The organism is Mesorhizobium sp. STM 4661, assembly GCF_000359125.1.
Classification (GTDB): Bacteria; Pseudomonadota; Alphaproteobacteria; order Rhizobiales; family Rhizobiaceae; genus Mesorhizobium.
In genome coordinates this window covers 1-15,759 of sequence record NZ_CAAF010000064.1, presented here as the reverse complement: position 1 = coordinate 15,759, position 15,759 = coordinate 1, and the positions used below count along the sequence as shown (strand labels likewise).

Here is a 15,759-nt window from a genome sequence, read left to right as displayed (position 1 = left end):
CTATGGGCGCGCTCCTGCTCCTTGGCTACGCAGCGATCTGCGTTGTAGTTTTCAAGTTCCTGCGTCTGCCCGTCAACAAATGGACGGCGACCACAGCATGCCTAGGAGGTGTGTTGGTTGTGGGCGGCCTGCTGGCGACCATGAACTACAATCACCCCTTTACAACGCAAGCACGCCTCTATTTCTTCACGACCCCTATCATCCCCGAAGTGAAAGGCCGCGTGGTCGAGGTTCCGGTTGAACCGAACGTAGCTCTCAAGGCGGGGGACGTCCTGTTCAGGATTGATCCGGAACCTTACAAATTCGTCGTCGCACAGAAGGAAGCGGCTGTCGCGGAAGCAGAGCAAGGTGTCAAGCAGCTCAAGTCGACGCAGGATCAGGCCAGCGCCGGCGTTGCGAAAGCTGAGACGCAGGTTGAACTGGCCCAGCAGACATTCGATCGTCAGGCGCAATTGCTGGAAAAAAAGGTAATTGCGCAGGCTACTGTCGACACGGCGTCTCACAACCTCGAGGCCGCAAACCAATCACTGGCAGAAAGTAGGGCGGCGCTGGAGCGAGCTCAATTAGCCTTTGCATCCGAAATCGGCGGCATAAACACGACGGTCGCCAGACTGACGGCCGATCTAGGCAACGCCAAATACGACCTCGATCAAACCGTGGTGAGGGCACCAACAGCTGGCTATGTAACCCAGCTCTTCCTCCGCCCCGGCATGATGGCAGGAACAGCACCGGCCTTGATTTTCATTCATGAGGGCGACAGGGTTTTCGCAGCAGCCTTTCCGCAAACTGTCGTTCAACGCCTGATGCTAGGCGCAGAAGCGGAGATCGCATTCGACGCTATCCCAGGGAAAGTATTTCAGGGCAAGGTCAGCCAGGTTGTCGATGCGGTTTCGCAGGGTCAGTTGCAGGCAAGCCCCACCCTCCTCAATCCAGAGGATCGCGGACAGACACAGGGTCTCGCTCTAGTCGGTATCGATATTACTGACGATGTTTCGGCTTACCAGCTCCCTGCTGGATCGACAGCGCAGGTCGCCGTATACAGCACGCATATGGCCTCGGTGGCGGTTGTTCGGCGCATCCTGCTGCGCATGAAAAGTTGGATGAACTATATTGTCTAGCTGGTCGTCCTGGAATGGCCTCTGGCCTTTCATGCCGCATAATGGCGGTTCGGTCACTACGGTGCGGGCCAATCCGGAGCAATCGAATATCGCGCCAACGTCCACAGAACAGTTCAGCCTGAACACAAGGGGAATATCCATGCGAAACGTCATGACACTCATCGCGGCAACGTCAGTAGCACTTTCGTTCGCAACGGCGGCCTACGCACAAAATCAAAATCCGCTTCCCAAGGCCAGCGATGTGCTTGTCCGATACGGTGAAGACATCGAGGGCTGGACGGTCTATGCAAACCAAACGCGCGGAGATTGCTTGATCGTACGCCAAGATGGCCCAAGTGCTGTGCAAATGGGCGTTACCGCAAATCAGGAGGTCGGGTATCTCGGCGTGTTCACGAAGGTGGATATCGGCCTCCAGAACGGCAACCAGTCGCAAATCTTCGTCTCAATGGCTGGCCATCTTTATAGCGGTGTGGCCACCAGCACGAGCGGCGAACTCAAGGGCGGATATTCTGGCGGCTACATCCTGACAGACGACCCGAAATTCAAGCGCGACGTGGCGAAGAAATACGAAATGATCGTATTTCCGGAAACCAAGGGGACCTTCGTCGTCGATCTGAAGGGCACCTTCAAGGCCATGGCAATGGGCCGCAAGTGCCTCAAGCATTGATCGCCTGATCGGCAGCTTTCCACCCACAGACGCCGGTTCACGGGTGACCGTCGTCGGGCCGCCCGACGACGCAGCCTGCCAATGGCCTGGCGGTCGACTTCGTTGTCGAGTCCGATCGTGCCAACTGAATGAGATCGTCCAGCGGGTGCGGGACGGACGACTGCGGGCGAACATCGGCAACATCTCGACCCTCGACTATGCCGTTCCCGCCTTCAACCCGACCGAGCGACGCTCGGGGGAGAAGATCATCCCCGTTCGTGCATGAGCAACAGGCGCCTATCGATGCACGCAGCCGACCGGCGCTGTCCGGTCGGCCGGGTGTCGCAGGCGATCGACGGGCGCCAAGGGCGGTATCTGAATCTATGTTACCTTCACGATTCTCGGCTTGGTCGGTCGCCGGGATTGAGCAGCGCTGTCGAGGGCCAGGGCCAGCCGCTTCTCGTCTTCGATGGCGCGATCCACTGCCTCAATTTCCTCTTGGAGCGCCTTCAGCTCGGCTCCATAGCTGGAGCCGTCGCTGTCCCCGATCTGAAAGCCACTTGCCCGCATTGCGTCGCGAGTATGGTGCACGTTGCGGACTCCTTCGCGTCGAGTCGCGACCAGGATCTCCCTGAACTCATCAAGACGTTCAACGTGATTGCGAGTCATTGCGTTCTCCTATTTTCGTCGTCATTCGTCGCCGACGGCCATTCAGAACGGCGCAACCTTGCGGCGCAGAAGGTCTAAAGGACTACAGGAGATACTCTCGACAAAGCATGAGTACGGAAGCTCAAATTTGAACGTCTTGCAACAACGTGGAGCGCGGCGGGCGGAAATTGGCTTGGGAGGTGTCGCCGGCCCTTTCCTCGGGGTAGGTGGATATTCCGGCGACGAAATGCGCTGCGCATGCGCCCATCGCGAAGAAGTGGATTCGGCTGCGGCGACCGCTGCTTTTCGGGTCCCTTATCGGGACCGCCGATTGCGGATTGGCATCAAGTGAATATCTGGTACGCCCAAGGGGAATCGAACCCCCCTGTTACCGCCGTGAAAGGTCGTTGGGCGATCCTGATGTTCATACAAAGCCTGCCGTCACGCCGATTCGCAGCCATCATCAGGTCAGGCCATAGCGAAACCAGATTCTGTAGATATGCTGTAGATCAGCCGCTTTTCGGAGATTTTAAGGACAGTCTAAGCCTCTGAAAAAGTTGGCTCCCCGGGCCGGATTCGAACCAGCGACCAACCGGTTAACAGCCGGTTGCTCTACCACTGAGCTACCGGGGAACAGAGGCTCTCATGTGAGTGGCGCAGCCTATAGCAAACCCGTTTCGGCTTTGCAAAGAAGCATTTCGTATTTTTTCGGTGCTTTTTTCGCGCGGCGATTTCTCGCAATCGCGCGTTTGCATCCTCATATCAGCCATCCGGCGGGGAGCGGAACCGAAAAGGCGGTTGCGGCTTTCGTCTTCTGGTGTCTTTATTTTATCGAGCGGATCATCAACCAGACATGAGCGCAACAAGCGACAATCAGGTGCCGGCACGGAAAATATCGGTCTTCGGCCGCGAGTTCACCATGCCGCGCTCGCGCAGCCGCAGGATCGCGATTGGGGCTGTCCTGATCTTCGGCGGCATTCTCGGCTTCCTGCCCATCCTGGGTTTCTGGATGATTCCGATCGGATTGCTGGTGCTCTCCTACGAGTTTGCCTTGGTGCGCCGCCACCGGCGCCGGTTCGTCGTCTGGTGGGAGCGACGGCGGCGGTCGAAATGAGAAGTTCGCGCCGAATTGGCAAGCCGGCAAGCGTCGAAGAAGCTCGCTCGACTCACCATGGCTAATGCGCTGAGCATTGCCCCAAGTCCTCGCAAATCTCCTTGAGAGTGGACCCTCCGGCCTACCTGACGTGAAGTTCAGGTTCTGGGCTTCCCTTCGCCATATTTGGTGTTTAACAATTAACTAATATACTAATCGCAATATGCGTATCGAAGATTCGAAACGTGGCACGACGCCTAGGGGAAACCGTCCGGAATGCACCATGGCCGCTTGACGGCATTTTCGCCGCAACCTATTGGAACCGGGTGGAACGCCGGGAGCAACGAGGCCTCGTGGCGGAGTGGTTACGCAGAGGACTGCAAATCCTTGCACCCCGGTTCGATTCCGGGCGAGGCCTCCAGGCGCCCAAGCTCCCGCGCGCCAGCGCCAGGGGCCAGGGTTCCGATCGAAATGAGCCGCCGGCGCGGCAAGCAGGTTGAGTTTGGGCGGATCAAGTTTGGGCGGATTGGTTGGAACATGAGCGCTGATTTTGCCGAACGCCGGGTGAAGATGGTCGATGGCCAGATTCGCACCACCGACGTGACCAGCGCGCCGCTCATCGATGCAATGCTTGCCGTGCCGCGCGAGGCTTTTGTCGCCTCCGGCCAAAGCGCTCTTGCCTATATCGACGAGGACATCCGCATTGCCGATGGAGCGGATGGCCCGCGCTATCTCATGGAGCCTTCGCCGCTGGCCAAGCTGGTGCAACTGGCCGAGATCGCGCCCGGTGATTCGGCGCTCGATGTCGGCTGCGGCACCGGCTATGGGTCGGCGATCCTGTCGCGGCTGGCAAAGTCCGTCGTTGCGCTGGAAAGCGATTCGACGCTGGTTGAGGCCGCTAGATCGACGCTATCGGCGCTGGGCTGCGACAATGTCACCGTGGTCAAGGGACCGCTGCCGGAAGGCCATGCCGCTGCGGCGCCATACGATGTCATCTTCATCGGCGGCAGCGTGGGGAAGGTGCCGGCGCCGCTGCTTGACCAGCTTGCCGAGGGCGGGCGTCTGGTCGCGGTCGAGGGGCAGGGAAATTCGGGCGTGGCCCGTCTATTTTTTAAAACCGGGGGGGTTGTAACGGGAAGACGCGCATTTAATGCGGCAATAAAGCCACTACCTGGATTTGAACGCATCCATGCGTTTGAATTCTGAGTGGTTTTGCCTTGCAGCAAAGGCGCTGTCATGTTCGCTTGCGTTTGAACAATCGTTGTTGATCAGCATAACCGGGCAATTCTGGGGGCTATCAGCGGGGGAACGATGAAAACGCGGCGCCGGCTGATCAGAAAGAGAGGCTGGCGTGGCGCGGTTCCCGTGCAAAACGAATGAGGGAATATAACGTGCCGTCTGTACGCAAGAGCCTTTTTGCCGCCGTCCTCGTTTCCGCGACCGCGCTTTCTCCGCTGGCCGCCTCGGCGGAAACCATCCTCGGCGCGCTTTCAAAGGCCTATCAGAACAATTCGCAACTGAATTCGGCCCGCGCCGGTGTCCGCGTCACCGACGAGGGCGTCGCCATCGCCAAGTCCGGCTGGCGCCCAACCATCAATGGTTCCGCGAGCATCGATTACTCCAGCAGCCATCTCAACGGCACCAACAACACCGCGCGTCTGACCACCGGCAATTTCGGCGTGCAGATAGACCAGACGTTGTTCGACGGGTTTCAGACCAGGAACAATGTCGCGGCCGCCGAAGCCCAGGTCCGCGCCTCGGTCGAGACCCTGCGCAACACCGAAGAGAACATCCTGTTCAACGCGGCAAGCGCCTATATGGACGTCATTCGCGACCGCCAGATTGCAGTGCTGACCGAACAGAATCTGCAGTTCCTCACCGAGCAGGCACGCGCGGCGCGCTCGCGCTTCGAGGTCGGCGAGGGCACCCGCACCGACGTGGCACAGGCCGACGCCTCACGCGCCTCGGCCGTGGCACAACTGGCCGCCGCCCGCGCGCAGGCGCTGGCAAGTGCCGCGACCTATCACCAGATCGTCGGCGACGAGCCCGGCAAGCTTAGGGGTGCTTCACCAGTGTCGAAGCTCTTGCCCCGGAGCCTTGAGGCCGCGATCGGGATTGCGGCGAACGAGCATCCGGCCATCCTTGCTACCCAGCATCTCGTCGACGCGGCGGCATTTTCGGTGAAATCGGCCGAAGGCGCGTTGCTGCCGCAGCTTTCCGCTTCCGCCGGTGTTTCAAGCGCCTATCGCAACACCGTGCCGGGCCTCACTGCGACACAGGATGGCACGACCAATTCGGCCAGCGTCGGCGCGACGCTGACCATACCGATCTATTCGGGTGGCCGCACCTCGGCGATTGTGCGCCAGAACAAGGAATCGCTCAGCCAGGCGCGGATCGAGGTCGATGTCAACCGCGATCAAGTCCGCCAGGCCGTCGCCTCGGCCTGGACGCAATACACCGCCGCGCAGCAGAGCGTCGCTGCCAACAGGCAAGTGATCGACGCCGCGCAACTGGCGTTGAACGGCGTCATCGAGGAACGCAATGTCGGCCAGCGCACCACGCTCGACGTCCTCAATGCCCAGGCGACCGTCATCACCGCCAAGATCAACCAGGCCAGTTCCGAGCGCGACGTGGTGGTGGCCAGCTATGCCATCCTCTCGGCGATCGGTCGCCTGTCGACCGAGCGTCTCGCCCTTCAGGTGACGAAATACCGGCCGGAAGAGCATTACAATGCCGTCAAGGACAAGTGGATCGGCCTGCGCACGCCGGATGGTCGCTGATTTCGCCAGCGGTCCAGATCTGCCCGCGACCGCAAAAACCGGTTGATTCATATTACTTGCATATCAACAGATTAGAGCCCGCGCGTCACAAGGACGCGCGGGCCTAAAGCGCGTCGCTTCGGTGGGATTCGTGCGGACGCGCTTTAAGTTCTTGTTTTTATGCATGTCGTTGTCGCAAAACCGCTGCGCACTTTTGCGCGACATACATAGTCTGTTGAAATCCAGCACGCCATCAGATTGGGGATTCTCGCAAGGCGATCCGTGGGTTACGCTGTCGGCATGATTCGCATCCGGCTTTGGCCGGGTGGGAAATCTGCAAGGTGTCACAAGGGCGGCGGATGTGACGATGGCGACGGCAAGCAGCGTGCAACGCGAACCTTCCATGGAAGAAATACTGGCTTCCATCAGACGGATCATCGAGGACAGCGACACCGGCCGCAAGCAGCCGGGCGAAGCGGATGACCTGCTGCAGGATTTGGCGTCTGTTCCCGTGCCGGCACCGGCAGCCGGGACGCCCCCGGAGGCAGCCGGGGCGCCGCCGGTAGTGGATGCTTTTCGCGCCGAATTGCGTCCGGGACTGGACGTCAGGAGGCCACGGGCGGAGATACAGGCCGCTGACCCTGTTATCGCACGCATGGGGCCGCCAGTGCGATCCGATCCGGCTCCGGTCAAAGCGCCGGTAACGCTTGCACAGGTGAGCGCCAGGGTTGCCGCCGAGCCGACCCCGGCGGCCAAGCCGGATGCGCCTGCGACGGCAAGGGTTGCGGAGACGGCCGTCGTTGCCGATTGGCGGCGCGAGATCGCCGCGGTCGGCGAGACCGTGGCCAAGCCGGACAAGGCCGCCGACAGTGCCCCGGACAAATCCGAGATGCGCCGCCCGCCGCCCGCCCAAGCGAAGGTCGAGGTTTTCGAGGACGAAGTGACGGCCGAACCTGCTTTCGAGGTCCAGCCGCAAAGCGTATCGGCGCGGCCGGCCGCGGTCGAGGCGCCATCCGCTCGTCCGGCGATCCTTTCCGAGCGTACGGGCCGGCAGGTTGCCGCTGCCTTCGGCGAGCTTTCCGATGCGTTTGCCAACCGCAGCAAGAAAACCTTCGACGAAATGGCCGAGGAGATGCTGCGGCCCATGTTGCAGGACTGGCTGGACAACAATCTGCCGACACTGGTCGAACGGCTGGTGCGCGAGGAAATCGAGCGCGTGGCGCGCGGCGCGCAGTAACGCCTTCGGCAATCGACGGACGAAAAGCGCTGCCGATGGGCGGCGTTTTGTTGAATTTGGACTCAGCCCCTTCCGGGCAATGACTGCGTCGACGATCACTAGGGTAATCGCTTCAGACAAAAGCAAGCGCTCGACCGGCCAATTGTCGAAGTCGGCGCTGCCCCTCATCCGCCTGCGGCACCTTCTCCCCGTATAGTGACGGGGAGAAGGGGCTTGTCGCGACCCTCGGCGCCTTGCTGCGGCGTTCGCGATGGGCGAAAGCTTTCAATGCAAGCTTCTTTCTCCCCGTCACTATTCGGGGAAAAATGCCCGGTCCACCCTCCGCAGCTGCAGCGCAGCTGCTGCGGAGGACGGGCAGGGCAATGGGCAGCGCAAACCGGAAGCGATTGCCCTGCGACAATCACTTCCGCGAGTTGCACCGAACTATCCCGGCGCTATCTATTGGCCATGCCATCCGCGGCTGGTTGACTTGCCAACTGCCTTCCGATTTACACCAAACCCAACAAATCCCGACAGCTCGGACGCCCTTTCCATGCTCGAAAAAACCTACGACGCAAAAACCGTCGAGCCGAAGATCGCTAAACTCTGGGAAGAGGCCGATGCGTTTCGCGCCGGCGCAGGGGCCGAGGAGGGCGCCGAAGCCTTCACCATCGTCATCCCGCCGCCGAACGTGACAGGCTCACTGCATATGGGCCATGCCCTCAACAACACGCTGCAGGACATATTGGTGCGCTTCGAGCGCATGCGCGGCAAGAACGTGCTGTGGCAGCCGGGCATGGACCATGCCGGCATTGCCACGCAGATGGTGGTCGAACGCCAGCTCATGGAAAGACAGATCCATCGCCGTGATCTGACGCGCGAAGAGTTCATCGAGAAAGTTTGGGAGTGGAAGGCTGAATCCGGCGGCGCGATCTTCAATCAGTTGAAGCGCCTCGGCGCCTCGGCCGACTGGTCGCGCGAGCGCTTCACCATGGACGAGGGCTTGTCAAATGCGGTGCTCGAAGTGTTCGTGACGCTCTACAAGGAAGGGCTGATCTACAAGGACAAGCGCCTTGTGAACTGGGACCCGAAGCTCTTGACCGCGATTTCCGATCTCGAGGTCGAGCAGCAGGAGGTCAACGGCAATCTGTGGCACTTCCGCTATCCGGTCGAGGGCGTGGCGTTCGATCCGGAAAACCCGAAGACCTTCATCACCGTGGCGACGACGCGCCCCGAGACGATGCTGGGCGACACGGCCGTCGCGGTGCACCCAGACGACGAGCGTTTTCGGCACATGGTCGGCAAGAACCTGGTCCTGCCGATCGTCGGCCGCAAGATCCCGGTGGTGGCGGACGAGTATTCCGATCCGGAAAAAGGCTCGGGCGCGGTCAAGATCACTCCGGCGCACGACTTCAACGACTTCGAGGTCGGCAGGCGTCACAAGCTGCCGGCAATCAACATCCTCACCGTCGAGGCGGCGGTGACACTCAAGGACAATGAGGATTTTCTTGCCGGTCTCGAAGTGACGCCGGAGCGTCAGGCGGTCTGGGACGAGCTCGACGGGCTCGACCGTTTCGTCGCGCGCAAGAAGATCGTCGAACTGATGGAGGCCGGTGGCTTTCTCGACAAGGTCGAGCCGCATCGCCACGCCGTGCCGCATGGCGACCGCGGCGGCGTGCCGATCGAACCCTTTCTGACCGAGCAATGGTATGCGAACGCGGCGGAGCTGGCCAAGCCGGCGATTGCCTCGGTGCGCGAGGGCCGCACCAATTTCGTGCCGAAGAATTGGGAAAAGACCTATTTCGACTGGATGGAGAACATCCAGCCCTGGTGCATCTCGCGCCAGCTCTGGTGGGGCCACCAGATTCCGGCCTGGTACGGGCCGGACGGGCGCGTCTTCGTCGAGAAGACCGAGGAAGAGGCGCTTGGCGCCGCGGTCGAATATTATCTGGCGCTGGAAGGGCCATGGAAGGCCTGGGTCGAGGACAAGCTCGAAAATTTTCAGCCCGGCGAGATCCTCACCCGCGACGAGGATGTGCTCGACACCTGGTTCTCGTCGGCACTGTGGCCGTTCTCGACACTTGGCTGGCCGGACCAGACACCGGAGCTGAAGACCTATTATCAGACCGACGTGCTGGTGACAGGCTTCGACATCATCTTCTTCTGGGTCGCCCGCATGATGATGATGGGCCTGCATTTCATGGACGAGGAGCCGTTCCATACGGTCTATGTCCATGCGCTGGTGCGCGACAAGAACGGGCAGAAGATGTCGAAGTCGAAAGGCAACGTCATCGACCCGCTCGACCTCATCGACGAATACGGCGCCGATGCGCTGCGCTTCACGCTGACGGTGATGGCGGCGCAGGGGCGCGACGTGAAGCTCGACCCGGCACGCATCGCCGGTTACCGCAACTTCGGCACCAAGCTGTGGAACGCGACGCGCTTTGCCGAGATGAACGAGGTCGCGCGCAACGACGATTTCTGGCTGAACGACGCCAAGCTGGCGGTCAACCGCTGGATCCTGACCGAACTGACGCGAGCCGCCAAGGATATTACGGACGGCATCACCTCATACCGCTTCAACGAGGCGGCGGGTGTTGCCTACCGCTTCGTCTGGAACCTGTTTTGCGACTGGTATCTGGAACTGCTGAAGCCGGTCTTCATGGGCACGGACGAGGCCGCCAAGGCCGAAAGCCGAGCCTGCGTCGCCTTCGTGCTCGACGAGATCTACAAGCTGCTGCACCCGATGATGCCGTTCATGACCGAAGAATTGTGGGCTGAGACGGCCGGCGAGGGCAAGGAACGGCCATCGCTGCTTTGCCATGCCGCCTGGCCGTCACCGGATTTCGAGGATGCGGCAGCTGCCGCCGATATCAACTGGCTGGTCGACCTTGTCTCGGGCATCCGCTCCGTGCGCTCGGAAATGAACGTGCCGCCGGCGGCAATCGCGCCGCTGGTGGTGATCGGTGCCAACGAGGCGACGCGCGAGAGGCTCGAACGCCAGGATTCGGCGATCAAGCGGTTGGCGCGGGTCGGCGATATTTCACTGGCGGATGCAGCTCCCAAGGGCTCTGCTCAGATCGTGCTCAACGAGGCGACCATCTGCCTGCCGCTCGGCAGCCTGATCGATCTCACCGCTGAAGCGGCGAGGTTGCAGAAGGAACTGGCCAAGGTGACCGAGGAGATCGCCCGCCTGCACAAGAAGCTGTCGAACGAGAAATTCGTCGCCAACGCGCCGGAAGAGGTGGTGGAGGCCGAGCGCGAAAAACTTGCTGAGTATCGCGAGGCGCAAGAGAAGCTTTCGGTGGCGCTGGCGCGGGTTCGCGACGCCAGTTGAACCGTTTTTTGTTTGAGCATCGGATTACCCAAACAGGGTTCCACTTTTTGGGTCCGATGCTCTGGATTCGCCAGCTCTTGAATCTGCTTCTCGGGCGGGCTTCCTGCCACGAAAATAGGCATTCCGCAGCGTAAATATTGACGTAAACGGAATGTTTTGGCCCCATTGTTGCCATAATGTAACAATGGGGCTCGACCTCGCAAAAATACGCTGTTTTCGCGTCATTTTAAGCGGTTTTTCTGATTCTTTTTGTCGATTTGCGGCCAGAGGACCGTTTTTCCGGCCTCGTGGCGAAGGCTGTCACTTTGTCGAAAATGCGTTCGACCGAGGCGTACATGTACGCGTCACGAATTCGTTGTTGCACCGTTAACCCGAATTGGTTCTAGCTTGATCCACTAATATTCGGGGAGGACACCATGGACAATTTGCGTCTGAAAGCACTGCTGGCGGCGGGGTGCTTTTCGCTGGCTTTGATCGGGATGGCGCATGCCGGCGGCCTCGAGCGCGGCGGCTACAACATCGATCTTTTGTTCGATCCGGCGCAGGTCACCGGCGAGGTTTCCGGCACCTATGTCATGCCCGACCGGAAGGTCAAGAATGCCGTGGACACCGACACGACCACCGCGTTTCCCGTGGTCACGGGCCCCGGCGGCGGCAACCTGAACTATCGATCCAGCACTGCCGATGAAACAGAGGGCTATTTTGTTCCCCGCATGGGCATCAAGGTCGGAGTTGGAAGCCAAATCGACTGTATGGCCGACTATTCAGAACCTTGGGGAGCGCATACGAATCCCGGGCTCAACTGGGCAGGCGCCAACAGCAACATCGAAACCAAGATCGACAGCGAGAACTATGCCGCGACCTGCTCCTACAAGATGGATGCAGGCAAAGGTCAGTTCCGCTTCATCGGCGGTGTGTTCTACCAGGATGTCAGTGGCTTCAAGACGCGGCTGGTCCAGGACTTCACGGGATTTCCCGTGCCTTTTACCGGCATTGGCCGGATCGATCTCGAGGGCAATGGTGTCGGTTGGCGCATGGGCGCTGCCTATGAGATCCCCGAAATCGCGCTCCGTGCCAGCTTGGTCTACAACAGCGCGGTCGATCTGGGCGATGTGACCGGAACGGTCGATCTCACGCAGGTTGGCAGCAGCGTAATTCCCGTAGTTGGCACAGCGACCATGCCGCAGTCGGTTGAGTTCAAGCTCCAGTCCGGCATTGCTCCGGACTGGCTGGCCTTCGGATCGGTGAAGTGGGTCGACTGGAGTGTGTTGCAGATTGTCAATTTCTGCGCTGTTGGGGCTCCGGTTGCCTGTACCTACGGGGGTCCGAGCTTTGTCACATCTCTGGACCTGCTGTATCGCGACGGCTGGACCGTATCCGGCGGTATCGGTCACAAGTTCAACGAGCAGTGGAGCGGCGCGGCGACCCTTACCTGGGATCGCGGCACGACGACGGGTCTGAGCTCGCAGACTGATACCTGGACGGTCGCCGCCGGTGCGTCCTTCACGCCTAGCAAAAACGTCGAGGTCCGCTTCGGTGGCGCCGTAGGCATCATGACCAGTGGGTCAGTGGGCGTCGTCTATGACGAGGATGGTATTCCCCATGGCACGGACGTGTCATATGATTTTGGCAACGATCTCGTGTCCGCCCTTTCGGCTTCCGTGAAGGTGAAGTGGTAAGTCTTTAGAATTGAACGACAAAACACCGGGCTTTGCGCGGCGTTTTTGTTTTGGCCGGGCTCCTCCGAATGGCTTGCGGGGTGATCGGCATATGGCCAACGTTGCAAATACGCCGCACACCCTTCGCCTCTTGCGATTGTGACGTTTCGGCAACAGTTTCTGAACATCCTGTAATGTTGAAACCTGCCCGGGGAAATTGCCTATTTCCCGCCATAAACCCGGCGCACCTCGAATTTGTCTCGGGACACGTGCCAAAAGGCTCGGCGATGGGGCAGGCCGCACCGCCCGCGGCAAGGAAGAGTATGGACGCCAGAGTCATCTCTAAGGCCAAGCTGCCCAGCCGCCACGTGACGGTCGGTCCGGCGCGCGCGCCGCACCGCTCCTATCTCTATGCGATGGGACTGTCGGCGGCCGAGATCGCGCAGCCGCTGGTCGGCGTCGCGAGCTGCTGGAACGAGGCAGCACCCTGCAACATCTCGCTGATGCGCCAGGCGCAAGTGGTCAAGAAGGGCGTCGCCGCCGCCAGCGGCACGCCGCGCGAATTCTGCACCATCACCGTCACCGATGGCATCGCCATGGGCCACCAGGGCATGAAATCGTCGCTGGTGTCGCGCGAGGTCATCGCCGATTCGGTCGAACTCACCATGCGCGGCCATTGCTACGACGCGCTGGTTGGTCTTGCCGGCTGCGACAAGTCGCTGCCCGGCATGATGATGGCCATGGTGCGGCTCAACGTGCCGTCGATCTTCATCTATGGCGGCTCGATCCTGCCCGGTTCCTACAAGGGCCGGCAGATCACCGTCCAGGACGTGTTCGAGGCGGTCGGCCAGCACTCGGTCGGTACGATCGGTGATGCCGAACTCCTCGAAATCGAACAGGCGGCCTGTCCGTCGGCCGGTTCCTGCGGCGCCCAGTTCACCGCCAACACCATGGCCACGGTCGCCGAGGCGATCGGTCTGGCGCTGCCTTATTCCTGCGGCGCGCCGGCGCCCTATGAGATGCGCGACCGCTTCAATTTCGCCTCCGGCGAAAAGATCGTGGAGCTGATCGCAAGGAACATCCGCCCGCGCGACATCGTCACGCTGAAGGCGCTGGAGAATGCGGCGACCGTGGTTTCGGCCACCGGCGGCTCGACCAATGCGGCGCTGCATCTGCCGGCGATCGCGCATGAGGCCGGAATAAAATTCGACCTGTTCGACGTGGCCAGGATCTTCGAGAAGACGCCCTATATCGCCGATCTGAAGCCGGGCGGCAAATATGTCGCCAAGGACATGTTCGAGGCCGGCGGCATTCCGCTCCTGATGAAGACGCTGCTCGATCACGGCTACCTGCATGGCGATTGCCTGACGGTGACCGGCCGCACTTTGGCCGAAAACATGGAGCACGTTGCCTGGAATGATAGCCAGGATGTGGTCCGTCCCGCCAACCGACCAATCACCCAGACCGGCGGTGTCGTGGGCTTGAAGGGAAACCTTGCCCCCGAAGGCGCGATCGTGAAGGTCGCGGGCATGGCGGAGTTGAAATTCTCCGGTCCGGCGCGCTGCTTCGATTCGGAAGAGGAATGTTTCGAGGCGGTCACGCAGCGCAACTACAGGGAGGGCGAGGTTCTCGTCATCCGCTACGAGGGTCCGCGCGGCGGTCCGGGCATGCGGGAAATGCTGTCGACGACGGCGGCCCTCTACGGCCAGGGCATGGGTGGCAAGGTGGCCCTCATCACCGACGGACGCTTTTCGGGCGCGACGCGCGGTTTCTGCATCGGCCATGTCGGGCCGGAAGCTGCCTTGGGTGGCCCGATCGGATTGCTCAGGGATGGTGACGTGGTCTCGATCGATGCAGTGAACGGCACGATCGAGGTCGATCTGTCCGACACGGAACTGGCAGCGAGGGCAGAGACTTGGAAGGCGCGCACGACTGACTATCAGTCGGGCGCGATCTGGAAATATGCACAAACGGTAGGGCCTGCCCGCGACGGCGCGGTCACCCATCCGGGCGGTGCGAAAGAAACACATTGTTATGCGGATATCTGAGTTGTTGAGGTCGTCTGTCTTTTCGGCACTGGTCGCGATCGCCACTTTTGGCGCGACCTTGGGCGCCGTGGGCCAGGCCATGGCCTTCGACGACAAGGTGTTCGACGACAAGACCGGCGTGAAGCCGCAGTCCAGCCCGTGGGCGGTGTTCCAGTTCGGCTTTTCCGCTTACAAGAACGGCCACAAGGAGCAGGCTGCGGAAGCTTATAAATACGCGGCCGAAAACGGTCAGATCGGCGCCACCTGGAAGCTTGCGCGCATGTATGCCGAGGGCGATGGCGTGGCGCGCGACGACTATGCCGCGTTCAAATTCTTCAGCGAGATCGTCGACCAGGATGTCGAGCCCGGCTCGCCGGAAGAGAGCTATGTGTCGGACGCGCTGGTGGCGCTCGGCGACTATCTGAGGAAAGGCATTCCCGGCAGCCCGGTCGCCGAGAACGAAGTGGCGGCCCAGGAATATTACATGCGCGCCGCCGCCAACTACCGCAACCCGAACGCCCAGTTCGAGATGGGCCAGATGTTCCTGAAGGGCGAGGGCGGCGTCAAGGCCAGCGTCAAGCAGGCCGGCCGCTGGTTCCAGCTCGCCGCCGAAAAGGGCCATGCCGGTGCGCAGGCAACGCTCGGCAATTTGCTGTTCCAGAGCGGCAAGATCGTGCGCGGCCTGGCGATGATGACCGCGGCGCTCGAACGCGCTTCACCGGCAGACCAGCCATGGATACGCGGCATGCAGGAAGAGGCGTTTGCCACCGCCGGCGAAGCCGATCGCCGCACAGCGATTTCGCTGGCCGACGACATCCTCACCAAGGGCGGCGGCGACCAGTAGTCGCGACGGCCGCTTTCCAGATTATCGGAAAATCAGTTCTCGGTCGGCTCCGTGGGCACCAGGCTGGGTGCCGGTGTCGAGATCGACGTGGGGTGAAGCGCTGGCGTATTTCCCGGGCACTCGTCGTCCACTCTCGTCCACGAGGTGTTGTTGAGCACCATGTCGCAGCGGGCGAGGTGGCTCCGGCTGGAAAGCGTCAGGCAGGCGACCTGACCGATTTGGAATGATTTTCCATTAGCCAGGCATTCCGCGTCGGCGAAAGCCGGCGTCGCCACAGCCATCGCAAGCGCGCAGCCGATCGGGCAGAGAGCAAATCGAATAGTCATGGGAACCCCAGCCACCATGATGATTTCTCATCAAGCGCGCGATTTGTGGCGATAAGAGGTCAACTTATGAATGTGCCCCCAGGCGAC

At 61.0% G+C, this 15,759-nt stretch carries 13 protein-coding genes, 2 tRNA genes and 1 pseudogene; 13 read left to right on the top strand and 3 right to left on the bottom strand.

Translation table 11 applies throughout. From position 1 onward, the window contains the following. The first annotated feature begins 2 nt into the window (after positions 1-2). The 3 genes and pseudogenes from MESS4_RS20960 to MESS4_RS34685 form a co-directional block, all read left to right on the top strand. Complete coding sequence (locus tag MESS4_RS20960; protein ID WP_006335261.1) at positions 3-1,118, top strand: HlyD family secretion protein; 1,116 nt, start codon at positions 3-5, stop codon at positions 1,116-1,118. Positions 1,119-1,269: 151 nt separating this feature from the next. After that, on the top strand, positions 1,270-1,785 hold the full coding sequence (locus tag MESS4_RS20955) for a hypothetical protein (protein ID WP_244441177.1): 516 nt from the start codon (positions 1,270-1,272) through the stop codon (positions 1,783-1,785). An 80-nt stretch (positions 1,786-1,865) separates the two neighbouring features. Next, positions 1,866-2,050 (top strand): annotated as a pseudogene (locus MESS4_RS34685) (NADP-dependent oxidoreductase); the annotation flags it as partial. Positions 2,051-2,145: 95 nt separating this feature from the next. On the opposite strand, the gene MESS4_RS32505 reads toward MESS4_RS34685, so the two are convergent. Both MESS4_RS32505 and MESS4_RS20945 read right to left on the bottom strand, forming a co-directional pair. Continuing rightward, the gene (locus tag MESS4_RS32505) at positions 2,146-2,433 is read right to left on the bottom strand and encodes a hypothetical protein (RefSeq protein ID WP_006335252.1); all 288 of its coding nucleotides are present in this window, start codon (positions 2,431-2,433) and stop codon (positions 2,146-2,148) included. 537 nt (positions 2,434-2,970) lie between these two features. After that, positions 2,971-3,045 (bottom strand) — tRNA-Asn (locus MESS4_RS20945). 14 nt (positions 3,046-3,059) lie between these two features. Here MESS4_RS20945 and MESS4_RS33655 point away from each other — a divergent pair. From MESS4_RS33655 to MESS4_RS20900, 10 genes are all read left to right on the top strand, one after another. Beyond that, positions 3,060-3,269, top strand: a complete 210-nt coding sequence (locus MESS4_RS33655) for a hypothetical protein (protein ID WP_157385632.1) — start codon at positions 3,060-3,062, stop codon at positions 3,267-3,269. After that, positions 3,266-3,526 carry a hypothetical protein gene (locus MESS4_RS20940; protein ID WP_006335251.1) on the top strand — a complete coding sequence of 87 codons (261 nt, stop codon included), beginning with the start codon at positions 3,266-3,268 and terminating at the stop codon, positions 3,524-3,526. Before MESS4_RS33655 ends, MESS4_RS20940 begins: the two co-directional genes overlap by 4 nt. 326 nt (positions 3,527-3,852) lie before the next feature. Continuing rightward, positions 3,853-3,926, top strand: a tRNA-Cys gene (locus tag MESS4_RS20935). A 116-nt stretch (positions 3,927-4,042) separates the two neighbouring features. Continuing rightward, on the top strand, positions 4,043-4,711 hold the full coding sequence (locus tag MESS4_RS20930) for a protein-L-isoaspartate O-methyltransferase (protein ID WP_006335249.1): 669 nt from the start codon (positions 4,043-4,045) through the stop codon (positions 4,709-4,711). Positions 4,712-4,896: 185 nt separating this feature from the next. Further along, complete coding sequence (locus MESS4_RS20925; protein WP_006335248.1) at positions 4,897-6,285, top strand: TolC family outer membrane protein; 1,389 nt, start codon at positions 4,897-4,899, stop codon at positions 6,283-6,285. Between the two features lie 346 nt (positions 6,286-6,631). Continuing rightward, complete coding sequence (locus MESS4_RS20920) at positions 6,632-7,501, top strand: PopZ family protein (RefSeq protein ID WP_006335247.1); 870 nt, start codon at positions 6,632-6,634, stop codon at positions 7,499-7,501. Between the two features lie 532 nt (positions 7,502-8,033). Beyond that, positions 8,034-10,817: a valine--tRNA ligase gene (locus tag MESS4_RS20915; RefSeq protein ID WP_006335245.1), complete on the top strand. Its 2,784-nt coding sequence runs from the start codon at positions 8,034-8,036 to the stop codon at positions 10,815-10,817. A 479-nt stretch (positions 10,818-11,296) separates the two neighbouring features. Further along, positions 11,297-12,496 (top strand): OmpP1/FadL family transporter, encoded by a 1,200-nt coding sequence (locus MESS4_RS20910; protein ID WP_244441184.1) that lies wholly within the window; start codon positions 11,297-11,299, stop codon positions 12,494-12,496. Between the two features lie 302 nt (positions 12,497-12,798). Further along, on the top strand, positions 12,799-14,523 hold the full coding sequence (gene ilvD / locus MESS4_RS20905) for a dihydroxy-acid dehydratase (protein ID WP_006335241.1): 1,725 nt from the start codon (positions 12,799-12,801) through the stop codon (positions 14,521-14,523). Beyond that, the gene (locus tag MESS4_RS20900) at positions 14,510-15,346 is read left to right on the top strand and encodes a tetratricopeptide repeat protein (protein WP_036241803.1); all 837 of its coding nucleotides are present in this window, start codon (positions 14,510-14,512) and stop codon (positions 15,344-15,346) included. The genes ilvD and MESS4_RS20900 overlap by 14 nt, the downstream gene beginning before the upstream one ends. 32 nt (positions 15,347-15,378) lie before the next feature. Here the strand turns inward: MESS4_RS20900 and MESS4_RS20895 are convergent, their stop codons facing one another. After that, positions 15,379-15,690: a hypothetical protein gene (locus tag MESS4_RS20895; RefSeq protein WP_006335237.1), complete on the bottom strand. Its 312-nt coding sequence runs from the start codon at positions 15,688-15,690 to the stop codon at positions 15,379-15,381. Between the last annotated feature and the right edge of the window lie 69 nt (positions 15,691-15,759).